Origin of the sequence: Deefgea tanakiae (genome assembly GCF_019665765.1) — a bacterium.
Lineage (GTDB): Bacteria > Pseudomonadota > Gammaproteobacteria > Burkholderiales > Chitinibacteraceae > Deefgea > Deefgea tanakiae.
Window position 1 is genome coordinate 2732707 of the sequence record NZ_CP081150.1, and the last position, 24477, is coordinate 2757183.

The 24477-nt window shown below is 50.0% G+C and carries 22 protein-coding genes; 8 read left to right on the top strand and 14 right to left on the bottom strand.

Going from position 1 to position 24477, the window contains the following annotated elements:
* The first annotated feature begins 158 nt into the window (after positions 1-158).
* Both K4H28_RS12705 and K4H28_RS12710 read left to right on the top strand, forming a co-directional pair.
* On the top strand, positions 159-617 hold the full coding sequence (locus K4H28_RS12705) for an MEKHLA domain-containing protein (RefSeq protein WP_221005523.1): 459 nt from the start codon (positions 159-161) through the stop codon (positions 615-617).
* Between the two features lie 288 nt (positions 618-905).
* Positions 906-1463, top strand: a complete 558-nt coding sequence (locus K4H28_RS12710) for a hypothetical protein (RefSeq protein ID WP_221005524.1) — start codon at positions 906-908, stop codon at positions 1461-1463.
* Positions 1464-1526: 63 nt separating this feature from the next.
* Here K4H28_RS12710 and K4H28_RS12715 read toward each other — a convergent pair whose 3' ends face one another.
* The 8 genes from K4H28_RS12715 to gatC all read right to left on the bottom strand — a co-directional run bounded on the left by K4H28_RS12715 (position 1527) and on the right by gatC (position 8827).
* On the bottom strand, positions 1527-1766 hold the full coding sequence (locus K4H28_RS12715; protein ID WP_221005525.1) for a CDGSH iron-sulfur domain-containing protein: 240 nt from the start codon (positions 1764-1766) through the stop codon (positions 1527-1529).
* Between the two features lie 152 nt (positions 1767-1918).
* The gene (locus K4H28_RS12720) at positions 1919-2422 is read right to left on the bottom strand and encodes a tellurite resistance TerB family protein (protein ID WP_221005526.1); all 504 of its coding nucleotides are present in this window, start codon (positions 2420-2422) and stop codon (positions 1919-1921) included.
* 124 nt (positions 2423-2546) lie between these two features.
* Positions 2547-3332: a formate/nitrite transporter family protein gene (locus K4H28_RS12725; protein ID WP_221005527.1), complete on the bottom strand. Its 786-nt coding sequence runs from the start codon at positions 3330-3332 to the stop codon at positions 2547-2549.
* 976 nt (positions 3333-4308) lie between these two features.
* A complete protein-coding gene (locus tag K4H28_RS12730) occupies positions 4309-4935 on the bottom strand; it encodes a hypothetical protein (protein ID WP_221005528.1) in 627 nt (208 codons plus the stop codon).
* A gap of 66 nt (positions 4936-5001) precedes the next feature.
* Positions 5002-6429: an Asp-tRNA(Asn)/Glu-tRNA(Gln) amidotransferase subunit GatB gene (gene gatB / locus K4H28_RS12735; RefSeq protein ID WP_221005529.1), complete on the bottom strand. Its 1428-nt coding sequence runs from the start codon at positions 6427-6429 to the stop codon at positions 5002-5004.
* 3 nt (positions 6430-6432) lie between these two features.
* Entirely contained in the window at positions 6433-6996 is a 564-nt protein-coding gene (locus K4H28_RS12740; RefSeq protein WP_221005530.1) for a Uma2 family endonuclease, read from the bottom strand.
* A 10-nt stretch (positions 6997-7006) separates the two neighbouring features.
* Positions 7007-8452, bottom strand: a complete 1446-nt coding sequence (gene gatA, locus K4H28_RS12745) for an Asp-tRNA(Asn)/Glu-tRNA(Gln) amidotransferase subunit GatA (RefSeq protein WP_221005531.1) — start codon at positions 8450-8452, stop codon at positions 7007-7009.
* Positions 8453-8539: 87 nt separating this feature from the next.
* The gene (gatC, locus tag K4H28_RS12750; RefSeq protein WP_221005532.1) at positions 8540-8827 is read right to left on the bottom strand and encodes an Asp-tRNA(Asn)/Glu-tRNA(Gln) amidotransferase subunit GatC; all 288 of its coding nucleotides are present in this window, start codon (positions 8825-8827) and stop codon (positions 8540-8542) included.
* A 319-nt stretch (positions 8828-9146) separates the two neighbouring features.
* On the opposite strand from gatC, the gene K4H28_RS12755 reads away from it, so the two are divergent.
* The 6 genes from K4H28_RS12755 to K4H28_RS12780 all read left to right on the top strand — a co-directional run bounded on the left by K4H28_RS12755 (position 9147) and on the right by K4H28_RS12780 (position 15857).
* On the top strand, positions 9147-10193 hold the full coding sequence (locus K4H28_RS12755) for a rod shape-determining protein (RefSeq protein WP_221005533.1): 1047 nt from the start codon (positions 9147-9149) through the stop codon (positions 10191-10193).
* 115 nt (positions 10194-10308) lie between these two features.
* The gene (gene mreC, locus K4H28_RS12760) at positions 10309-11193 is read left to right on the top strand and encodes a rod shape-determining protein MreC (RefSeq protein ID WP_221005534.1); all 885 of its coding nucleotides are present in this window, start codon (positions 10309-10311) and stop codon (positions 11191-11193) included.
* A gap of 36 nt (positions 11194-11229) precedes the next feature.
* Complete coding sequence (gene mreD, locus K4H28_RS12765; RefSeq protein ID WP_221005535.1) at positions 11230-11736, top strand: rod shape-determining protein MreD; 507 nt, start codon at positions 11230-11232, stop codon at positions 11734-11736.
* A gap of 116 nt (positions 11737-11852) precedes the next feature.
* Positions 11853-13775: a penicillin-binding protein 2 gene (mrdA, locus tag K4H28_RS12770; RefSeq protein WP_221005536.1), complete on the top strand. Its 1923-nt coding sequence runs from the start codon at positions 11853-11855 to the stop codon at positions 13773-13775.
* Positions 13768-14880 carry a rod shape-determining protein RodA gene (gene rodA / locus K4H28_RS12775; protein WP_221005537.1) on the top strand — a complete coding sequence of 371 codons (1113 nt, stop codon included), beginning with the start codon at positions 13768-13770 and terminating at the stop codon, positions 14878-14880. The genes mrdA and rodA overlap by 8 nt, the downstream gene beginning before the upstream one ends.
* A 2-nt stretch (positions 14881-14882) precedes the next feature.
* The gene (locus tag K4H28_RS12780; protein ID WP_221005538.1) at positions 14883-15857 is read left to right on the top strand and encodes a septal ring lytic transglycosylase RlpA family protein; all 975 of its coding nucleotides are present in this window, start codon (positions 14883-14885) and stop codon (positions 15855-15857) included.
* Between the two features lie 46 nt (positions 15858-15903).
* On the opposite strand, the gene K4H28_RS12785 is transcribed toward K4H28_RS12780, so the two are convergent.
* The 6 genes from K4H28_RS12785 to K4H28_RS12810 all read right to left on the bottom strand — a co-directional run bounded on the left by K4H28_RS12785 (position 15904) and on the right by K4H28_RS12810 (position 24383).
* Positions 15904-18717, bottom strand: a complete 2814-nt coding sequence (locus K4H28_RS12785; RefSeq protein ID WP_221005539.1) for an EAL domain-containing protein — start codon at positions 18715-18717, stop codon at positions 15904-15906.
* 80 nt (positions 18718-18797) lie between these two features.
* Complete coding sequence (argA, locus tag K4H28_RS12790; protein ID WP_308443448.1) at positions 18798-20108, bottom strand: amino-acid N-acetyltransferase; 1311 nt, start codon at positions 20106-20108, stop codon at positions 18798-18800.
* Between the two features lie 78 nt (positions 20109-20186).
* On the bottom strand, positions 20187-21647 hold the full coding sequence (gene wbaP / locus K4H28_RS12795; RefSeq protein WP_221005540.1) for an undecaprenyl-phosphate galactose phosphotransferase WbaP: 1461 nt from the start codon (positions 21645-21647) through the stop codon (positions 20187-20189).
* An 11-nt stretch (positions 21648-21658) separates the two neighbouring features.
* Entirely contained in the window at positions 21659-22774 is a 1116-nt protein-coding gene (locus K4H28_RS12800) for a glycosyltransferase (RefSeq protein WP_221005541.1), read from the bottom strand.
* On the bottom strand, positions 22771-23586 hold the full coding sequence (locus tag K4H28_RS12805) for a glycosyltransferase (RefSeq protein ID WP_221005542.1): 816 nt from the start codon (positions 23584-23586) through the stop codon (positions 22771-22773). The genes K4H28_RS12800 and K4H28_RS12805 overlap by 4 nt, the downstream gene beginning before the upstream one ends.
* Complete coding sequence (locus tag K4H28_RS12810) at positions 23577-24383, bottom strand: glycosyltransferase (protein WP_221005543.1); 807 nt, start codon at positions 24381-24383, stop codon at positions 23577-23579. Before K4H28_RS12810 ends, K4H28_RS12805 begins: the two co-directional genes overlap by 10 nt.
* Between the last annotated feature and the right edge of the window lie 94 nt (positions 24384-24477).

Sequence of the window (24477 nt, forward strand, 5' to 3'; positions counted from 1 at the left end):
AGCCTGAGCAGTAAACCCATCGCCACCTTCATTCAATTTTGGAGGTGGCGATTTCACATGCAGCGCCCCATCAGCAAGCAGCTACGCCTTCACTCACCACTAGCACGACCACCCGCATTTCAGCTACAGTAGCGCGGTCTTTGGTGTGTGATCTAAACATGAATCTTTCTGAACTGCCCCAACTTATTCTCAGCAGTTATCAACGCCTACTCGGTGAATCACTGGTGCCGACGAACCTTTCTGCCGAAGAAGCGACCAACTGGCTGCAGCACGATGCACCCTTTGCGATTTTGGCGCACAACACCGCCAGCGACCCCTGCTTTATTTACGCCAATCAAACCGCACAAAACTGCTTTGAATACAGCCATGCTGAGCTCATCGGCCTGCCTTCGCGCCTCTCAGCCGAAGCCCCCAACCGCGAAGAGCGCGCCCAGCTACTCGCCTCAGTGAATCAGCGTGGTTTTAGCACAGGTTATCGTGGCCTACGAATTGCCAAATCGGGGCGACGCTTTTGGATTGAAAATGCAACGGTGTGGAATTTGATCGACGAAGCAGGCATCCAGCACGGCCAAGCAGCGCTGCTGCGAGAATGGCGCGATTGGACTGCTGAGGACTAAGAGATTCATTCTGCTCATTCAAACTGGATCGACTCAGCGAGTGCGACTTCTCAAACCCATGCGGCGCAGTACCGCTCATTGCTCAGATAAAAATACACAGCTTCAATACCACTTCACCACGCATTTATGCGTTGCCAAGCAGCAAACCTCATCAATCCTAGCTGCCACTTCAGCAACAAATATGTAACAAAAACAAGCACCTGCCGTTTATCAGTGGCGCAAATTAATTTCTTGCACGAACAGAAAGCAGAGCTATGTTGGGTTTATGTTTTTGTATATAAGGATTTGATGATGAATGCCATTTACATCCTGCCGGACTCGCTCTATTGTAAAACCGAAAAAGGCCTTGCCGTCTTGCTCCAGCAAAAGCGCACGCTGTCTTTGCATATGCGACAAGTCTTGGTGCTCGTCGATGGTCGCCACACGGCGCGCGAGCTGATTAATCAATTTAGCCATCTGCAGTTTGGTCAAGCCTTGTACGATTTGATCATGGATGGCTATGTCAAATTGATGCAAGACTCCCCCAAAATTGATAACGAACCAATTGGGGTGAGTGGTGGCAATTTGATTGTGCAGCCGATTAGCCCAAGCACTGCCAGCCCCGAACTCAGCACCCAGCCCAGCTTGCCCTACGCAGAAATAAAGCAAATCATGCAGGAAAGTTCTACACGCTTTTTAGGCCTAATGGCTGCGAATATGCAAGACAAAATCAAGGCCGCCAATTCACCCGCGCAACTTAAAGCTGCAATTGCACAATGGAGCTTAGCGCTACGTGAATCTCGCCACGGCCAAGCGCATGCTGAGACCTATCTGCACATGGTGAAAAGTTTGGCTCAACTCGAATAAACCAGATGTATTAACCTATAAGCAATACAAATCAGAGCCTACACGCCAATACATCTTGGTAGTTTATAAGTGAGCATGCGAGCCATCACAGAAAGGCTTTTCTTCGCTATGTTTACAGCCGCATAAATAGACCGTCTCACTCTCTTCGGCGACAAACTTAATCGGCAGCATATGCGTATGCCGATGCGTGCCATCGCAAAATGGCTGCGTTTTGCTATGACCACAGGCGCACCAATAGTAGGTTTCACCCGCCACGACCTCGACAACATACGGCGCTTTTTGCGCGATTTGCGGTTCTGACATGAGATTCTCCAGCACGAAAGTAGACGCTTTCAGCCTAGTAGCTCCGCACCCAATTTGCCATACTAGCGACAATCGGCAAGCGCCTTTCGCCCAGTCCAAAACAACAAAACCGCCACGAGGGCGGTTTTGACTTGAAACGATCTTGGCGGGAATTAGCCCAATTTCACGGTGTAACCGGGTTGATTACTTGGGTGATCTTTGTTCACAAACACTGAACGGTCGTTTTTCACCATCAACACTTCAAAGAAAGGTTTGAAACGCTCATCGCTAATGCCAAACGCCGCTTGAATCTTGGCAAACAAGGCTTGTTCTTCTGGCTCAGCTTCGCCGTCCGAGAAAGCTGAATCGAGCAGATTCATCAAAATGCACATTTTTTGCGCATCAGTCAGCACAGGCGTTGCTTCAGCCAAGAACGTATCGATCGAATTTTTTTGACGGTAAGTCAAAGCACGGTCGAGCAATTGCTTATTCTGCGCGCCAACACCGATAGCGCCACTGCTTGATTTTTGGCCACCCAATACCGACAACAAATGGCCGACTTCTTCATTATCCATCTCTCCATCGGCCGACATCATATACAGCAAGCCCGTCGCAAAAGCGAAATGCGGACTCATTGTCGTGCTGGTATCGCTCTTGAACATATCAAACAAACCCATTTCAATTCCCCTTTTAATGAATAAAGTACTACGGTGTTTTATAAGCAAAGTCTGACTGATCCCATTGCAATCAGTTCCGCAGACCGACAAAAAATGTCAGCCTGCTTCGCTCGATAACGACAGGCTACTTCTTAAGACTGGCGTCTTGAGATTCGGTTGGATTGAGATACGCAAACGGCAAGCCCAAAAACACCACGCCGCCGACGATATTGCCCAAAGTGCTAAACAGCAAGTTATGCAAAGCCTCGCTATAAGTAATGCTGCCATTACCTAACAGAGAAATCGAAAAAGTCCCCAAATTAGCAATTGAATGCTCATAACCGCTGTAGACGAAAATCGAAATCACCAACATCATCACCATGATTTTGGCTACGTCTTCTTTGCAGCGCAAAGCCAAACGCACCGCCAGACACACCACCCAGTTTGCCAAAATACCTTTAAAGAAAATCTCGCTGCCCGCTTGGTGCACTTTATGCGCCGCGCCCGTATAGAGCGCATGATCGACAGGTAATGCCTGAATCATCCCCGCGCCATAGAGCAAACCCGCTACGATCAGCGCCCCCATTAAATTGCCCAAAAAACACACCGTCCATAAAAACAGCGTTTCTTTCCAATTGGTCTTGCCCTCAACCGAAGACACACTCAAATACATCGTATTACTGGTGAACAACTCGGCATTGGTAAACACGATAATGATGAGGCCAACGCCAAAAAACAGCGACGTAATCACTTTGCCAAACGGAATATCGTGCAGATTGTGCACCATCATCCAGTAGGCAAAGAGCGTAATCGTCAAATACATCCCCGCCAAAATCGAGCGCAGCGCGTAGCGGCGCGGGTCGTTTTGCAATAATTTCAATTTATTCAAGCCGCTATCGGCGGCTTTTTCCACGTAGGAACGATCGGGCATAGTGGGCTCCAATTTGAGATGGCGGGATATTACTACAGACGGTCGTGGGAATTGGTATGAAATACTATAGGCGATGAGCAGGCCGGATGCAGCGCCGCAACAACGGAAGTCGCGCTAATGCCGCGCGGCACCTACTTTTCTTTGCTTTGCCAAAGAAAAGTAGGCCAAAGAAAGGCAACCCTGTATCTGCGCGGGCTACGCCCGTACTGGCCTAAGGCCATGGGCTGCGCTAAGGCAACAAGTTGCCAAGCTTCGCCACACCTCGCTGCGGACAATCGAGGCGGTTGTGGTCAAAACTCGGCCTACGGCCTCAAACATTGACCCCAAAAACCCCGCCCCGCTTGTTCCTCGCTCGGCTTGATACAAGGGATCTCACGCAGCTCAACGATGCTTGAAGACAAGCAGATGTATTGCCTTCTATACATTGTTAATCAATGGCTACAGTCAAATACATCAAGCTTAAAATAAATAGACTCGTCATTCCGGCGAAGGCCGGAATCCCGCTGCAATGCAATCTGAAACAATGCTCTGGATACCGGCTTTGCCTTTAGGTACGCAGCGCGTCGCCGGTATGACGACATATATAAATCCAGCCCAGATGGCCCAATAACCAGCCAGAAACCAAGCACGCCAATGGTGGATACATGGTTTTTCCATCCCGTCTAAGCGCACCGAAGCACGAAGTGAGACAAACGGATTCATCGTTTGGCTCACGCCACGCGAGGGCACAGCGGAGCTGGGCGCGCCCGGGGCTCCTTTTCTTTGGTTCGTTTCTTTTGGAGAAGCAAAAGAAATGAACCTGCCGCGCGCAGCCCGCGCCCCAAAACTCACGCGGCGCAGCCGCATAAAACAAAACCGCCGGAATCAATCGGGCGGTTTTTTGTATCGCAGCGTAGGGCGCGGTTAGCCGAAGGCGTAACCCGCCAATCCGATTCCGACATCACAATCAGCGCGGGTCGCGACCCGCCCTACAGGGCTATTTCAATGATAAAGCGACTTGCCTTAAATTAGACTCTCCTAACTCGAAATAGCACTTAGAAATCCACAAACAAGAATTAAAAAACTCGACAGCTTCCTTCATGCTTGCCGGACTAGCATTTAATTCGTGCGTCAAAGCATTTCTTCTTTCGAGAATTTCACAATGAACTTCAAATAAATCAGTAGAAATATGTGATTTATATTTATCTAATTGTTTTTTATTTATAGGAGCTGACAACAGACCAATATATTTCTTCATCAGCTCAAACTGCTCAATAATCACCATTTTTGCTACATATGGAATAACCCTAGAACCCTGAATTTCTGGTAGCGGTAAGGGTATGCGTCCGAATTCTGATCTTGGCGCTTGTTCAACACAACCTGTATACGAGATGTTAATAGCAGCCTGTGACTCAATGCTGATTTTGAGTAGAAATGGGTGCTCTTTTGGTAAAGAGGGTGTACCAACATACGATTCAAGGCAAGGGGCTTCGGATAATAGAGCTATATCATCTGAGAATGCTTTTGGATCAACTAATTTCTCAGCAGACCGTGCAAGATCATAAATCATTGTGGCCTGACAAATACTTCGATTCGCGTAATCTAAATACGATTCTAAATTCATTTAACCACCAATATTTAACTCAAATAATAAAGCGGCCAATCGGCCGCTTTATTATTTAGGAAATAATTACCCCACCTTCTTCTTCAACAACTCCAACGCCATCGCTGGATTGGCCTTGCCGCCTGAGCCTTTCATCACTTGCCCAACCAAGGCATTGAGCGCTTTCTCTTTACCGCTGCGATATTCTTCAATCGCTTTTGGATTCGCCGCCAGCACCGTATCGACAATCGCTTCAATCGCGCCAGTGTCCGACTCTTGCTTCAGACCATCGCGCTCGATAATCACATCGGCTGAATCGCCCGATTCCCACATTTTCTTCAACACGTCTTTCGCGGTTTTGTTGTTGATCGTGTTGTCGGCAATGCGACCGATCAGCGCGCCGAGCGCTTCTGCAGACACAGGACAATCGGCGATCGTTTTCTCTTCGCGGTTGAGCGTGGCGGAGATGTCGCCCATGATCCAGTTCGCCGCAAGCTTGGCATCCGCACCCGCAGCAACGGTCGCTTCAAAGTAAGCGGCCAGTATCTTGCTGGTGGTCAACATCCGCGAGTCGTAGGCGGAGATACCGTACTGCTCGATAAAGCGCGCTTGCATTGCGACGGGCAATTCTGGCAATTCGCTGCGTACGCGTTCAATCCATTCTTCTGAAATCACCAGCGGCGGCAAATCTGGATCAGGGAAGTAGCGGTAATCGTGCGCGTCTTCTTTGCTGCGCATCATGCGCGTTTCGCCCTTGTCCGGATCGAACAGCACCGTGCCTTGCACGACGCGGCCGCCGTCTTCGATGGTTTCGATTTGCCAGCGGATTTCGTAATCAATCGCTTGCTGCAAGAATTTGAACGAGTTCAAATTCTTGATTTCGCGGCGAGTGCCCAGCTCAACTTGGCCAGCCGGGCGCACCGACACGTTGGCGTCCACGCGGAATGAGCCTTCAGACATATTGCCGTCGCAAATGCCGATCCACGTCACCAACTCGTACAGCGCTTTGGCGTAAGCCACCGCTTCGGCTGATGAGCGCATTTCTGGCTCAGACACGATTTCGAGCAGCGGCGTACCGGCGCGATTTAAGTCGATACCGGTCATGCCTTGGTAGTCTTCGTGCAGCGATTTGCCGGCATCTTCTTCTAAATGCGCGCGAGTGAGGTTGATTTTGCGCTCTTCATCGCCGACTTGAATCGTGATGACGCCGCCTTCAACCACAGGCAAATCCATCTGGCTAATTTGGTAGCCTTTTGGCAAATCAGGGTAAAAGTAGTTTTTGCGATCAAACACCGAGCGGCGTTTGACATTCGCGCCGATGGCGAGGCCAAACTGAATCGCGCGCTCAACGGCGGCGCGGTTCATCACCGGCAAAGCGCCCGGCAAGGCGATATCGACCACCGCCGTTTGCGTATTCGGCGCAGCGCCAAAAGCCGTGCTGGCTGGTGAGAAAATTTTCGATTTTGTGGTGAGCTGAGTGTGAACCTCTAGCCCGATTACGACTTCCCATTTCATGGTTTATTCCTCAATGCCCGTGTCGTCGTACAGTTCCGTCAACGACACAGAAAAATCAATACTGGCTAGGCGCAAAGTTTCGTCACGGGTATAGGCATGAAATACCCAATCACCATGCTCTGCACGGCGATACACGCGAACATTCTTTGATTCTGAATCAATCAATACATATTCTTGCAATGAATCGAGCTGGCGATAAATGTCGAATTTCTTACCTAGATCGTAGTTACCCGTAGAGGGCGACAACACTTCGACCACCACACGGGCTGAATTCAAAGTAGTCGTTTTCGCCTCGACTTCTTCGCAAGAAATCACAACATCAGGATAAAAATAGCAATTTGCAGCCGCGACATTCAAACGCATATCATTGATGAATGCTCGGCATGGCGACGCTTTCAGATGTGGCTTAAGGTGAACGAGTAAATTAATGGCCAAGGTATTATGCGATACCGTTCCACCGGTCATCGCATAGGCCAAACCATCAAAATACTCATGCCGCTCTTCAGACAATTCTTCTCCGGCTAAATATTGCTCCGGAGAAATCCAGTCACTTTGCGTCAATGCCATGCCAATCTCCTTAGATTTGCGGCGCTTTAGTGTGCCAATCGGTCACTTGTTGGAACTGATGCGCGATGCCGAGCATACGGCTCTCAGACAAATAGTTGCCGATAATTTGCATGCCCACTGGGCGACCGTTGCTGCCGAAGCCGACTGGAACGCTCATCGCTGGCAAGCCTGCCAAGTTCACGCCGAGCGTGTAAATGTCTTCCAAATACATCGCGACTGGATCGGCGTTCTTCTCGCCCAAATTCCATGCGGTGCTTGGTGACACGGGGCTAAACAACACGTCGCATTCTTTGAACGCAGCTTGGAAATCATCTGAAATAATGCGGCGGATTTTTTGTGCTTGCAGGTAGTACGCGTCATAGTAACCGTGGCTCAGTACATACGCGCCAGTCAGAATACGACGCTTCACTTCATTACCAAAACCTTCCGCACGCGTTTTTTCGTACATGTCATTCAGGCCAGCATAATCCGCAGCACGGTGGCCGTAACGTACGCCGTCAAAACGGCTCAAGTTGGTTGAGGCTTCGGCCGGTGCAATCACGTAATACGATGGAATCGCCATTTTGGTGTTTGGCAAGCTCACATCCACAATCGTGGCGCCGAGCTGTTTGTATTCAGCAATGGCGGTTTCAATTGCGGCACGAACGTCATCGGCCAAACCTTCAGCAAAATATTCGCGTGGCAAGCCAATTTTGACGCCGGCCAACGGCGCATTCAAATCACGGGTATAGTCTTCTTTGGCGTGTTCAAGGCTGGTCGCATCGCGCTCGTCAAAACCCGCCATCACATTGAGCAAAATCGCGCAATCTTCAGCGGTTTGCGCCATTGCGCCGCCTTGATCCAAGGAACTTGCGTAAGCAATCATGCCGAAACGGCTGACGATACCGTAGGTCGGTTTAATCCCCGTAATCCCGCAAAATGCCGCAGGCTGGCGAATTGAACCTCCGGTATCGGTACCGGTCGCCATCGGCACTAAACGCGCGGCAACGGCTGCAGCCGAACCACCTGATGAACCACCAGGTACTGCGTTCAAATCCCAAGGATTTTTCACTGCGCCGTAAAAGCTATTTTCGTTCGACGAGCCCATTGCAAACTCGTCCATATTGGTGCGACCAAGCGTCACCAGACCAGCGGCGTCGCAAAGCTCTGCGACATTGCTCGAATACGGTGCGACAAAGTTATCCAGCATTTTGCTACCGCAGGTGGTTTTCCAACCTTCGGCGCAAAAAATATCTTTATGTGCGAACGGTACGCCGAGCAAGGGGCGAGTGTCGCCCGCTGCACGCGCGGCATCGGCAGCGGCGGCTTGCGCCAACGCTTTTTCACGATCCACGGTGATAAAGGCATTCAGATCGGCATGCGCTTCGATGCGATCGAGATACTGCGTTGCCAACGCGACGGCGGTGGTTTCACCCGCAGCGAGTTGGTCGATGATTTGTTTAATGGTGTAGTTCATATTTGTGAGTAGGGAGTAGGGGGTAGGGAGTCAAGGCAGCAGGTTTTACTCCCCACTCCCAACTCGCTACTCCCCGACCCTAATTCCTTATTCAATGACTTTCGGAACCAGATACAGGCCGTTTTCTACCGCAGGTGCGACAGCTTGGAAGGCTTCGCGGCGATTGCTCGCTGTCGCGACATCGTCACGCAAGCGCAGTAACATGTCTTGCGGATGCGGCATCGGTGCGATGCCGGTGGTGTCGATGGCGCGCATTTCTTCGATTAAATCAAACAAGCGGTTGAGCTGAACTTGGCTCTCAGCCACTTCATTTTCGGTCACGGCTATCCGTGCCAGACGCGCTATGCGCCGTACATCGTCTGTAGAGAGCGACATCTGTTTTTCCTGTAGATACAAACCTTAAACAACAGCGCGGCAGTATTTACGCCGCACATCGCAAATTGATTGCAACATGGTCGTATTTACTCCGTTAAACCTTCTTCAACATCAGCACAATAGGGTATCATATCGGGTTTGTTTCTCCCACCCGCTGCCAGCATGCATTGCGGCGTAAAAAGTGGACGCAAAATGATAAAAAACAAATGCACTGCGAGTTTCGCTGCGATGCAGCATAATACGTGCATTCAACCCATTTACTAGTGGGCTGAACCCAAATTCAGCCGGCCATCACACCTCATATATTGCGGGAAATTTAATGTTTGGACTTCTCTCTGGCTACTTTGCCAACGACATCGCCATCGACTTAGGCACCGCTAACACCTTGATTTATATGCAAGGCAAGGGCATCGTTCTGGACGAGCCATCGGTCGTTGCAATTCAACAAGAAGGTGGACCTTCGGGCAAGAAAACAATTTTATCGGTCGGCGCTGAAGCGAAAAAAATGCTGGGTCGCACACCGGGCAATATCAATGCAGTTCGCCCGATGAAAGACGGCGTGATTGCCGACTTTACGATTACTGAGCAAATGCTCAAATTATTCATTAAAAAAGTAAACCCAAGCCGTATGTTTTCATCGCCTCCGCGCATTGTTATCTGCGTGCCTTGTGGCTCAACACAAGTAGAGCGCCGTGCGATTCGCGAATCAGCCCTTGGCGCTGGCGCGCGTAAAGTGGAATTGATCGAAGAGCCAATGGCTGCCGCAATCGGCGCTGGTTTGCCAGTTGAAGAAGCAACAGGCTCGATGGTTGTTGATATCGGTGGCGGCACGACCGAAGTCGGCGTGATTTCACTGGGCGGTATTGTTTATGCTTCGAGCGTACGTGTTGGTGGTGACAAGTTTGATGAGTCGATCATCAACTACATCCGCCGCAACTACGGCATGTTGATCGGTGAAACTACGGCCGAAGAAATCAAAAAACGCATCGGCTCGGCCTTCCCAGGTGCCGAAGTGCGCGAGATGGAAGTGAAAGGTCGCAATCTGGCCGAAGGTATTCCACGTTCATTCACGATTTCATCGAACGAAATCTTGGAAGCCTTGACTGACCCACTCAATCAAATCGTTTCGGCGGTAAAACAAGCGCTAGAACAAACTCCTCCAGAATTGGGTGCCGACATTGCCGAAAAAGGCATGGTACTGACTGGCGGCGGCGCATTACTCCGTGACCTAGATCGTTTGTTGATGGAGGAAACTGGCCTACCGGTGATCGTGGCTGAAGATCCATTGACGTGTGTGGTACGTGGTACCGGCAAGGCACTTGAGAAACTCGATAAAGGCAATATTGGCATTTTCGCGAATGACTGATGTCGTGTAAGGAGTGAGGCGTCAGGTGTGAGGGGTAAAAACCAGTCGCATCACGCCTCGCGCGTCTACGCTCGCAGAACCGAAGCAACACCTAACCCCTTACGCCTCACACAAAATGCAAGCCAATCAACCTGCCTTTTTTAAGCAAGGCCCTAAACCGCTCACGCGAGTTTTAATTTTTTCCGCATTCTCGGTAGGATTGATGGTGGGCGACGCCAATTATCAACTCCTCAATCAGGTACGCGACAAACTGTCGCTCGCGCTTTACCCTTTGCAATGGCTGGCCACTACACCCATCAACGCCTTAATTGAAGGCAATGATTATCTGCAGCAACAAGCGCAGCTGGTCAGCGAAAACAAAAGCTTAAACAACGAAAAGTTAGCAGCCAAAGGCATGGCGATGCGCCTCAATGCCTTAGAGATTGAAAACGCCCATTTACGTGATCTGAAAATCGCCAGCGAAAACGCACCTCGCCAAGCTCAGCTAACTAAAATTTTATACAATAGCCGCGACCCATTTGCGGCTAAGTTGGTGCTCGATAAAGGCCAGCAAAATGAAATTAGTGCCGGACAAATCGTGCTTGATGCCAGCGGTGTGGTCGGGCAAATTGTTCGAGTGCAACCCCTCACCAGTGAAGTGCGTCTGCTTTCTGATCGCAATCACATGGTGCCGGTCATTGTTGAGCGCAATCAATTGCGCACCGTGGTTTATGGCTCAGGCCGCCATGTGCCGCTTGAAGTGCGTAATATGGCCCCGAATGTCGATATCAAAGTTGGCGATCGATTGTTAACCTCGGGCATTGATAGCATTTACCCTGCTGGACTGCCCGTGGCGAAAGTAACCAAGGTTGAACGCACCACAGGCAATGCGTTTGCGCGTATTTATAGCGAGCCATTAGCCCAAATCGATCAGCATCGTTATTTCTTGATCTTAAATGCCCCTGCGGCACCGCCTCCTTACCCAGCCGAAGCTTCTGCGCCGAAAGCAAAAAAACACTAATGTCGATGCTTCGCACTCGCAAGAGGAGATCCCACTATGCCAATTAGTCGTCAATTACTGCGCCCCGCCGGCGTTGGTTTTATTTTTGCCTCATTTTTGGTCGCAATGCTGATCAATTTACTGCCTTGGCAAGCAACCGCAATTAATTTCGCGCCCGACTTTATTGCCTTTTTGATTATTTATTGGGGGCTGAATCAGCCACGTCGAGTTGGGGTAGCTTGTGCATTCTTTTTGGGCCTCGCTATGGATGTTGCCGATGGTAATGTGCTGGGCCAACACGCCCTTGCCTATTCGATCATTGCCTATTTGGCCTTGGTGCGACAAAGGCAGTTGGCGATTTTCCCTTTCTGGCAACAAGCGCTAGTCGCCTTTGCTTTACTGATTTTGTCACAAGCCATTATGCTGCTCATCCGTAGTTTGATGGGTGAACCCTTTGTAGGCTGGGGCTATTTTGCGGGCAGTTTTCTAGCGGCGGTTTTATGGCCACCGTTTTCGAATTTGATGCTGCACTACCAACGTAAAAATGTACCTGATGAATTATGAGTTCGACGATCAACCTTAATCTTTGGCCAATTCAGTAATGTCTTTTGCTTTTCTTTCGGCTTCGATGCTGACCCCGCTTTTTGCCGCACAGCGCCGCAAAAACTCAGGAGTGCATCATGAATAAAAAGGTTGTTCTCAATCAGAAAGGGGAACGCTTTGCGTTTCAGATTCGCCTGATTGTCGCTGTTTTATTTATTTTGACCATGTTTGGCGTTTTATTAGGACGTTTTGTTTGGCTACAAGTGGCTGAGCACAATCGCTACTTGACCTTGGCCGAACAAAACCGCATTTCATTGGTACCGATTCCGCCATCCCGCGGCATTATCCGAGACCGCAATGGCGTGGTTTTGGCGCATAACTTTTCCGCTTACACCCTCGAAATAACCCCATCCAAAGTCGCCGATTTAGAAGACACAATCGCCCGACTCAAGGGCGTTGTGGATATCACGCAGAAAGATCGCCGCCGCTTTAAAAAGCTGCAAGACGAAACCAAAGACTTTGAGACCCTGCCGATACGCACCCGCTTAAGCGACGAAGAAGTCGCCCGCTTTGCATCGCAAAGCTATCTTTTTCCGGGTGTCGAACTCAAAGCACGACTCTTTCGCCATTACCCAATGGGTGAGGTAGGCAGTCATTTGACTGGCTATATTGGCCGCATCAACGATAGAGATATTAAAGATTTAGAAGAAAAAGGGATCTATGCCAATTATCGTGGCACCGACTACATTGGTAAACTCGGCATTGAAAGCAGCTACGAAGAACAATTACACGGTAAAACAGGTTTTGAGAAAGTCGAGATTGATTCGGGTGGCCGTGCCGTTCGCACGCTGAGTCGTACACCGCCCAAATCAGGGCAAGACCTAACCTTGTCCATTGATATCCGTCTACAAGAGATGGTTGAAAAGCAATTTGGCAATCGCCGTGGCGCACTGGTGGCCATCGATCCGCGAACCGGCGGCATTTTGGCCTTGGTCTCCAAGCCCGGGTTTGACCCCAACTTATTCGTCGATGGGATTGATCCAGTTAGCTGGAATGAACTCAACACCTCAATCGATAAGCCCTTGCTGAATCGCGCCATTCGCGGTGAGTATCCTCCGGGCTCAACCTATAAGCCCTTTATTGCTTTGGGTGCACTTGAATACAAATTACCCATCGTGAACCAAACCATTTCGGACCCCGGATATTTCATGTATGGCGGTCATCGCTTTAATGATTCAAAAAAAGGCGGCTATGGCTCGATGAGCTTTGACCGCTCGATCGCACTATCCAGCGACACATACTTTTACCAACTGGCGGTGCAAATGGGCATCGACAAGATTGCTGGATTTATGTCGACAATGGACTTTGGTAATAAGACCGGCGTTGATTTACCTGGCGAGCGGCCTGGCATTTTACCGAGCCCAGAATGGAAAAAGCAGCGCTTCAAAAATCCAGCGCAAAAAAAATGGTTTTCTGGCGAAACAGTGTCGATCGGGATTGGCCAAGGTTATAACTCGTTCACACCCATGCAAATGGCGCATGCCACAGCGACTTTGGCCAATCGTGGGGTGGCCTTCAAACCCCATGCTGTGGCCACACTCACCGACCCTAGTACAGGAAAAATGACTTTAGTTGAGCCTAAGCCGAACAAGACCATGGATTGGAAACCAGAAAATATCGAACGGATTATCCGCGGTATGGAAGGCGTAATGACCATCGGCACCGGCGCAAACGTGTTTCGAGGCGCTGAATATGTCTCGGCTGGCAAAACCGGTACGGCGCAAGTGTATAGCTTGAAAGGGGCGAAATATAATGCCAACGCAATTAAAGAGCGTTTACGAGATCACTCGTGGTTTATTGCTTTTGCGCCCTCCGATAAACCGACGATTGCTTTAGCCGTTATTGTTGAAAACGGTGGTTTTGGTGCACAAGCAGCAGCCCCAATTGCCCGCAAAGTATTGGATTTTTACCTACTAGGGAAAATGCCGGCCGATCCAATTGATAAAACAGCATCGGGGGCTTCGGCCATCGCACCAGCAGGGGATGTAGTTCGTGATTAGTTATCTCTGGGAGCGTATTAAACGCCCAATCGACCCGGCGCTGTTTTGCTTTATTTTAGTTATCTTTGCGCTTTCAGCAGGTCTGCTCTATTCCGCCTCAAATCGTGATCTTGATCGTGTCACCGATAAAGTGGTGTTCATGGGGATTTCGCTAGGAGTACTTTGGTTTGTTGCCAATATTCAACAGCGGACCTTAATGCAGTTGGCGCTGCCTGCTTATGTGGGTGGTGTCATTCTACTAATTGCCGTCGAATTTTTTGGGATTACCAGTCACGGTGCAACCCGCTGGCTGAATATTGGCATTACCCGCATCCAACCCTCTGAAATCATGCGGATTGCCCTGCCCTTGATGGTGGCTTGGTTTTTTAATCAATACCAAAACAGCTTAAATTGGCGCCACTTTCTGATTGCAACGTTAATCATTCTGGTTCCCGTGGCGCTTATTCTCAAGCAGCCCGACCTTGGCACGAGTTTGTTAGTCGCTTCATCAGGATTTTATATTCTATTTTTTGCAGGTTTATCGTGGCGCATACTCGCGGTTATGGCGGTTGCGATTGCAATTGGCGCGTACACAGTCACCCACTGGGATTTATGCATCAATATTTTGCACGAATACCAGTGCCGCCGCATTGCGACCATGCTCAACCCGATGGAAGATCCACTCGGTGCGGGTTACCACATTATCCAAGGCACGATTGCGATTGGTTCCGGCGGTCTGCTTGGCAAAGGCTGGCTAGCTGGCACGCAAACCCATCTGGACTTTATTCCTGAGCGAACCACCGACTTTATCTTTGCCGTATATGGCGAGGAATTTGGCTTGGTCGGCAATATCGTATTGCTGATTATTTATTTAGCGGTGATTTTCCGTGGCTTAATGATCGCCAATAATGCATCAACCTTGTTTGGTCGCCTGCTCGCTGGGGCAATTTCCATGAACTTCTTTACCTATGCCCTCGTCAATATGGGCATGGTCACGGGGATGTTACCGGTGGTCGGCGTGCCTTTGCCGCTGATTTCCTATGGTGGCACATCGATGGTTTCTATTTTGGCTGGGTTTGGGATTTTAATGAGCATCCAGCGTGATCGCCCATTAATGAAAGGTTAACGATGCAACTGAATCGCTCACATGCACTGATTTTTTCTGGCTTGCTACTCGCTGCCTGTAGCAGCACGCCCGAGAAAAAGCCGCCAAGCAAACCCATCGCCGCTCCCGTACCGACGCCAGCGCCAGTGAATACTACAGCTGGTACGCCTTCGGCGTATACCTGCATCTACAACGCAAAATCTGGTAGCGGCGCATTTTATAAAGATGATGGCCCGATGGCGGACTACCCGGCCAATATGGATCAAGCCTTAGAGCCAATCCCTCGTTGGGAGCCATTCCATAAATGGGCTAACCGCCCGTATAGCGTGCTGGGATTATCCTTCACGCCGCAAGATCAGATCGGGCAAGCCAAAGAACAAGGCATTGCCAGTTGGTATGGTCGCAAGTTTCACGGTCAAAAAACCAGTATCGGTGAAACCTACGATATGTTTCAAATGACCGCCGCACATCCTACATTGCCGATTCCAAGCTATGCACGAGTCACCCATGTTAAAAATGGCCGTAGCGTCGTAGTTCGCATCAACGACCGTGGTCCATTTCATAAAGGCCGCGTCATGGATCTCTCGTTCTTGGCGGCTTGCCGTTTAGGCTATGCCAATAATGGTAGTGCGGAAGTGATTGTCGAGAGCCTCGTACCCAGTGATGCACCCGGCCAGTTCGTTACCTCAGCAGGCCAGCGCCCGACTACCCCAGCTCAGAATATCGTCAGCGCGGCAAACCCGCGGCCTATTCCGATTGCGGAAACCAATGGCAGTATCTATGTGCAATTAGGTGCATTCTCATCGCAGAGCAATGCGGAAAACTTTAAAGTGCACCTTGCGCGCGAGCTGGATAATGATGCGAATAAACTCAGCATTCAAAACAGTGCTAATTTATTTAAAGTGCGTCTTGGGCCGTTTGCCAATCGCGCGGATGCCTTAGCTGTTATCAGTCGCGTCACCGGCGAAAAGAACATCAAGGCCGTTATTGCTCAATGATGTATTGCTTGCTAAACATTATTAATTAATGCATAGCGAGCAATACCTACCTCAAACCTGGATGATTCTTTTGCGGTTTGTCTAACCAGTAACCTTGTACTTGATCGACACCAAACTCAAGCAGCATATTAAAAATCGTTTCGCTTTCAACAAATTCGGCGATCGTGGTTTTGCCCATATCATGCGCAATACTCACCATGCCGCGCACAAAGATCTGGCTATCCCTATCGTTGGGTAAATCACGAATAAACAGCCCATCAATTTTTAGCACGTCGGCTTTCAATTGCTTCAAGTAGGCAAACGAAGCAAAGCCCACGCCAAAGTCATCCAAACACACCACGCAACCGGTATCGCGCAAGGCATCAATAAAGCGTTGCGCATCAGATAAATCAGATACCGCCGAGGTCTCAGTCAACTCGACCAACAATCGTTTTGGGTTCACCTTGTAGTGAGCCAACAAGCCCGCAATAAACAAAGGCAACTCTGGTTCATCAAAAGAGCGTCCCGATACATTCACGGCAATCGACGGACAATCTGGATATTGCGCCAACAACTGAATAACTTCTCGAATCACCCAGCGATCGAGATCGACGATCTTGCCAGTTTTTTCCGCATGCGGAATAAACTGTCCTGGCATAATAATGCCACCCGGACTATCAGCATCTTTCATCCGCACTAGCGCCTCTAAATGCGCGAGACTTTTATCTTCGGTGTGATAAATGCCCTGGTAATGCAGCTCAAACCCATCGTGTTCCAGCGCATCGATAATTCGCTCTTTCCACGAAAGGCGGCTTAATTCACTGCGCGTATGGTCAGACTCTGGACGATAAATCCGCCAAGTGCCTTTACCAGCGGCCTTCGCTTGATACATCGCCGTATCAGCATGTGCGACCAATTGATCGGGAGAACTGGCATGCAGTGGATACATCGCTACACCAACCGAGGTCGATGGCCGCATCGGGTGGTTGCCGGCGACAAACTGCATTTGCAGCACAGTTTGCACGATACGATCGGCTAGCTTACTCACTTCAAATTCATCACATTCTGGCAACAGCACCGCAAACTCATCCCCCCCTAAACGGGCAAAGACTTCATGCAAACGCACCTGCTTACCCACTTCGCGGGCGATACTTTTCAGTAACTCATCGCCTACGGTATGGCCAAAACTATCATTCACCAGCTTGAATTCATCGAGGTCAAAAAACACCAAAGCCATCGTCGTTTGCCGACGATCAGCCTCTGATACCATGCGATGCAGCTCTTGCTGAAAGCGATGTCGATTAAATAAGCCGGTCAGCGCATCGCGCTCGGCCAAACTCACCATCCGCTCGGCAATTAAACGCTGCTGGGTTACGTCTTCATACACCCACATGCGGCCATTGGTTTCACCTTGCGGGTCGGTCACACGGTAGCAACTTTGCAACACCACTCGACTGTCATTGAGGGTAACTTCGCCAAAATCGACCCGCTCTTCGAGTGAGGCGAGCTCTTCCAAGTAATACGATAAAACATCACCCATCGCCGGGCGATTATCGGCCAATTGCAAAACCTGCCCGATCGGGCGGCCTATCATGATTTGCTGGGATGACAAGCCCCACATTTCACAAAATGCAGGGTTAAAAAATACAATCCGATTTTCATTATCAACAAAAAGCACACCAAAACGCATTGCAGCAAGCAAAGCCAACATTCGCGCGCGCTCTGACTCGGCATGTTGCAAATAGCTTTTGCCCAGCGATTGAATTTGGCGTAATTCAATCACCGATTTTCGCAGGGCAAGACGCTCGTCTTTAATTTCGGAATTATCCCGAATACTCAGTCTTAAACCCTGATAGCTGTGGTTCACATCAAACATCGGCTGCCAACTCGCCGCAGCCCAAAACAAAGAACCATCGCGGCGCATCGCGCGAAATTCGTAGTCTTGCGCTGTGGATTGTTGCTCAATCGCTGCATGCAGCGTCTCTTCGACGCGCAAACGCTCTTCGGGCGTTGCGATGGTTAACGGAAAATCGGGCAATAACATGCATTCATTGACTGAATACGCCGTCAAGCGCGTAACAGCTGCGTTAACCCAGAGTAATTTCCCCTCTGGGCTTAGCAATAACTCAACACTAGTCGATGCATCGGCAATCGCTTGATACTTTGTTTCACTTTGAGTGAGTGCCTGCACATGCGCTTTAATCGACAAAGCCATATCATTAAAACGTTGCGATATTTTTGCAATTTGGTCTGCACCCGCAGGTACCGTGATTGGCTCAAAAAAACCTGTCGCGGAGGCTTCTGTCGCCTGAATCATGCGCTCCAAATGCTTTGAAATCCACACTGCAGCATAAGTGAGGAGACTCGCTAGCAATAAAAAGCCTAGCAATAAAATCAATCCGCTTTGCCAAAGTAAACGCTCAAAACCCGAGCTCAAAACGTCGGTCAACACACCAAAACGGATCTCACCTAAAGCCTCACCGCCCGAGTCTAAGCCCAGCCGAGCATGAATCAAACGCCCTGAGATTGGCGCGATGCTCATCCCCGATTCAATCACCGGCATGGGTTTGGAAACATCCCAACCGCGGGCGGCAATCACGCGTTGATTAGCATCGATTAAGACCAAATATTCAATGCCATCTGCTGCTTGCAGGCTATCCAATAAATCAGCGGCTTTAACCCGATTACCTGCGACCATGGAAGGAATAAACGATGATTTTAAAAGCCGAGAAAGCGACTGAACATGCTGCTCATTTTCTTGCTGCACCATTTCAGACCAAATTCGCTGGGTATTGAAAACTAAAACGGCGAGCAAGATGACTTGCAGCACACTAAATGCCGCAATAAAGCGAGTACGCGGAGAGAAGGAAAATAAGGACATTTTCGCAGCTTACTATCTCTTAAAATCCAGCATGGAAAAAATATGCAGGCTGTCGCACTAAATGCGACAGGCACGTTCAATTAGCGCTGTAATAGCTTAATAAATACTTTAGATCGCCGCTGATAGTTGTACATTTCTTTCTTCTCCATCGGCAACTCGTCTACCGATGCTTGCTTAAAACCACGCTCGACAAACCAATGACTGGTGCGGGTAGTGAGTGCGAATAACTTTTCGATACCTAAGCCTCGCGCCTGTTGCTCGACGTGGCGCAGCAGATCAGCACCGCGATCTTCATCGCGATAATCGGGATGAATCACCAAGCAGGCAAGCTCGGCCATTTTGCTATTCGGGAAGGGGTGAATCGCGACGATACCGATGGTTTTTCCGTCATGCTCGAGCACTGAATAGCGATGCACTTCGCGCTCCAACAATTCACGGCCGCGTTTGACTAACACGCCCTGTTCTTCGAGTGGCTCGATCAACGCCAACATTCGGCCAATATCGTCGATCGTAGCTTGACGCAAGGTTTCCAGCGGCTCACGCGATACCATCGTGCCGATGCCATCGTGCGTGAATAGCTCCATCAACAAGCTACCGTCGACATCATTGCTAATCAAATGCGCCCGTTGAACACCATTCCTCACCGCGCGCACCGCACACGGCAAGTACAACGAAACATCGTCATTCGCATCGGGATGCTCGGCCAAAAACTGCTCGGCCTCTGAGGCGGTTAACTCAGTTTGCAACTCGCCCGCATCATTCACCACGCCCGATTGGCCAAACAAAAATAGCAATTTATCCGCTTTGAGTGCCGTCGCCGTCGTCGTTGCGACATCTTCGAGCGTTAAGTTGAAAATTTCACCGGTTGGCGAATAGCCAATCGTTGAAATCAGCACCAACTCGCCGTCATCCATGCGGTAATTAATCGCCGTCGTATCGACTTTGCGCACTTCGCCGGTGTATTGCAGATCGACGCCATCGCGCACGCCCATCGGCTGTGCAGTGATAAAGTTGCCCGCAGAAACACGAATATCAGCGTTCGCCATCGGTGAATTAGGCAAACCCATCGACAACCACGATTCAATCTCAACACGTACATGGCCCGCAGCTTGAATTACGCATTCCAGCGTCGGCAAATCGGTCACCCGAATGCCGTTAAGGTAGCGTCCTTCAATGCCGCGCTCTGCAATCCGCGCCTCAATTTGCGGCCGCGCGCCGTGTACCACAATCAAGCGCACGCCCAAACTAGTCAGCAAATTAATGTCGTGCGTCAGCGTGGCAAACTTGCCATCGCGTACCACTTCGCCACCGAGTGCAATAACAAACGTACGGCCACGAAAGGCATGAATATAAGGTGCTGCTTGGCGAAACCACTGAACAAAATCTTGCATTTCAATCGCCTCTAAGGCATCAACTCTAAAGGGTATATTGATGCAGCCTTTAACTAGCAAAAGCCACAAGTCAATACATCAATATGCACCACGGCCACTGACGACGGTTTTAATCGTTTTGCAGACAATCGCAATGTCGTACCATAAATTCCAATTCTTTACGTACCAAGCATCGAGCGCTACCCGCTCAGCATAACTGGTGTCATTGCGGCCCGATACCTGCCATAAGCCCGTAAGCCCCGGCCGCGCTTCTAAATAAAAATCGACTTTATCGCCGTAGCGTTCCAGCTCTGCATTAATAATCGGCCGCGGTCCCACCAAGGACATTTCGCCGCAAATGACATTCCACAATTGCGGGATTTCATCCAAGCTGGTCTTGCGTAAAAATGCGCCGATTTTAGTAATCCGTGGATCATTTTTTAGCTTGAAATCGGTATCCCATTCAGCGCGTGCTTGTGGGTCGCTCGCCAAGAGCTGCTCTAGCACTTCTTGCGAATTGTGCACCATGGTGCGAAATTTCCAGCACTTAAACGGCACGCCATTCATACCAACGCGCACATGGCCAAAGAAAATAGCGCCAGGGCCACCCTCTTGTTTAATTCGCCACATCACATAGGTCAGCAAGGGGCTGAGCGCCAGTAAGCCGCAAATCGCACCAAACAAATCAAACGCGCGCTTCAACCAAATGAGTGGTTTTACCAGCAGATTATTGCGCACCCGAAGCAACAGCACTTCGTGACTGAAAAAGTGATGCGGCACCACCCCAAACAGCGGTAAACCGGCAATCGGCGGAATAATGTGGATATCTTTGTAGCGCAGCGATAACTGCTCGATTTGATTTTCAAGCTGCCGCAATTCATCTTCATTGACCGCAATCACTACGTGCGGACGGCCATTCATTGCTAGCCATGCCAGCAATTCTTCACGCGGCAAACGCACGACCGGCAAGACGTCATCATTAATCAACAACTCCTCTGGCGCGTCTTGATCGACCGACAAAAAGGCTTGTACTTCAAAGCCCAATTGACGTTCACTGTGCATCGCACGGTAAGCTTCAACCGCATTCACTCCTGCGCCAATAATCACCGTTGGTAACTGCCACAGTCGTTTTTTCAGCAAAAACTCACGCATCACGCCGCGAAAATACGGCAGCAGCACCAAGGCGATACCCCACGAAACCGGCCATAAAAAACGCGAGACAGTAAACTTGCCCAGCAAGACCAACATGCCATTGAGCAAAGCAGCTAGCAGCAAGGCGCGCAGCACTTCGAGCAATTCATCCCAAAATGGCAACCGTAAACTGTAATGACCGCGCCACCAGAAATTCATTACCGTAATCAGTGCCAAACCCAAAAACGCCAATCCCTGTTGCTGACCTTCCCACGCCCACCATAATTCAAAGCTGGCCGAAATTCGGTCATAACGAAAGATCCACAGCAGCAACATTGCAATGCCAAACGACAGCGCCAGCGCGGTAAAATCAGCCAAAGCCAACCAAGGTTTGGCGCCTTCAGCTTGTAAATGTTTCTCTTGTTTCATTGCGTCTCGTTTTAATCGTTTTTAGCGGCAGGCGACACGCCATACGCCGCATATAAACTATCCATCATTTGATCTAAAGAATAAAAATCACGCGCAAAAGCTTGCGCTTGGCGCCCTAAGCTCGACCGCAAATCGGCGTCAGCGATTAAAGCTTTCAAGTGACCAACAAATTCATCCGGCGTTTGTGCCAAATAGCCATTTTCACCGTTTTTAACTAAATCACGATTACCAACCACATTGGTCGCCACCACGGGCAAGCCTGCCGCCATTGCCTCAATCACCGCCACTGGCAAGCCTTCCCAGCGACTGGTTTGGATATAAATATCCAAGGTTGCCAACGCAGTTAGCGCAGCAGTGCGGTCACACCAACCCGACACAGCGACATTGGCCGCCTTCAGCGCCGCTTCACCGCTGTCATCACCGCCGCCAACCCAGACAAACTCAACCTTGTCCGCCGCCATTTTGCTGGCAATTTCGGCAAAAAACTCGGGATTGCGTGCCAAACACACACGGCCGACCGTACCAATACGAATTTTACGCTCGCTCGACGCGTCATTCTGTGAGCAAGCTTCAGGTATCGCCGCCAAATCGACGGCATTATTTACGACGACGACATTACTCGATAAATGCGTGCGGATTTCTTCGCCTTCAGACGGCGAGCAGGCAATAAAAGTTACCGGCACACCAGCGAGAATTTTTTCGATGGCCAGAAAGACACTGTTTTTCAGTCGACCTTCGGCACGTTGTAAAAACGACAAACCATGCGGCGAGAAAAACCAGCGCGGCCCACCCGATTTCCCTGCCCAAGCCAAACTCACCAAACGCCCCACCGCCCCCGCTTTGCTTGAATGCAAATGCACCACATCCGGCGCGATGTCCCGAATCCATTTCATCAAGGCACGACCCGTACGAAAATCATTCAGCGGATGAATTGCGCGCTGCATCGGCAAATGAATGCATTGCACCGCATCGGCAAACAAAGCGCGCCAATTAGCCGGTGTTTCCTCGCGCACTGAGTGAATCACCGTCACTTGATGACCATCTTGTGACTGGCGATTGGCCATCGCCGACACCATCGACAGCGTGCCCGCGCCAAATGATTCCACTACATGGACAATGGCACTCATGCTTTTTCCTTGCGCAATCTCGCTTTGATTTTAAACGCCAGCTCATACGGCATCGCCAGCAAACCCACGGTGCGTGCAATGCCCGCAATCGCCGCTGGGCTGCCGTCAAAATATTTACGCTGCAATTTCAGTCGCGACTGGAGTTGCGTTTTGCGTTTGCCCAGTGAAATCCCATTTGGGTCGAGTTCATACTTAATCAATACATCAGGTAAATTCGCCACTTTGAACTGCCGCGCGAGTGCCCAGAACAGCGCATAATCTTCAGCTGCGGGCACATCCAACGGATACCCACCCAATGTATCCACCGCAAACAATTTAAATATAACGCTTGGATGAATATACGCCGAGTTTTTTTTCATAAACTGAAGAATTTCAGCTTGGCGACATGGATGACGCAATACAAATTGTTCAACGCCATTTTGGTCAACAAAACTGGCAGCACCACCGAGCAATACCACCTCGGGGTGTTGCTCTAGAAACGACAATTGACGAGCGATACGGTCAGATACATTCTCATCACCACAATCAAGCCGCGCAATCCATTCATAGCCACGCGATTTGGCCCACGCCAAACCCGCGTTCAACGCGCCTTCGATGCCCTTGTTTTGCGCTAAATTCAACACACGCAAAGTGCCGCAACCTTGGTACGCGGCATTCGCCGTAGTCATGTCAATCGGCGCACGCACACTACCATCATCCACCACCAACACATCACACGGCTCATCCGCGCCGATACTCGCCAGCGATTTCACTAGCGCGGCAGGATTGTTGTAATGCGGAATAAGTAATAAAACAGAATGCGTTAATTCCACGTGCCAACTCCAAGCAGACGTTTAATTTTACGGGTGAATGAAACAGGTAGCGCGAAGGATGCTGCAGCTTTACCGATATTGAGTGCTGATCGCGGCCGCCAATCAAAATAACGGGCTAGGATTTTGATTCGCATTGCTTGTTGCTGTCGACGGCGACTCATCGAAATACCGCTGTCGTTGTACTCACTTTTGGTCAAAACTTCGGCCAAATTTGCCGTTTGGTAGCGATCTACAAATTTCCAAAAATACGCAAAATCTTCCGCCGCCTTGCAATCCATCGGATACAGGCCGATTTCCTTCACGCCCGCAGTGCGAAACATCACGCTCGGATGCGTAAACGCATTGTCTTTATGCATCTGCCGCACGATCTCGGCATGTGTTTGTGGCTGATTCAACGTAAATCGGTCGCCCGACGCATCAAAAAAAGTCACCGCGCTGCCGAGTAAATAAACATCGGGGTATTGGTCTAGAAAGCTGATTTGGCGAGAGATACGATCCGATACACACAGATCATCGCAATCGAGCCGTGCAACGAACTCGTAACCCGCCGCGACAATCGCTTCCAGCCCTGTATTGAGCGCGTATTCGATGCCGCAATTGTGCGGCAAATAATAAAACTTCAACTCGCCTTGCGCCCGCCATGCCGCGCGGCACAGGTCCTCATCCAGCAGCGCGCGCGTGCTGCCGTCATCGACAATCACCGCATCAACGCACTCATCCACGCCCACTGACGCTAGCGAATCGGCTAAGCCTTGCGGATTATTAAAGTGGGGGATCAACAGCGCAGCGCGATTCATGCCAAGGCTTTATGAGAAAGAATGCGTTATTTTAACGGGTTTTAGCGGCATTGCGCGTTTGCAGGCGTAACGAGATGTCTTAAATCAAGCGGTG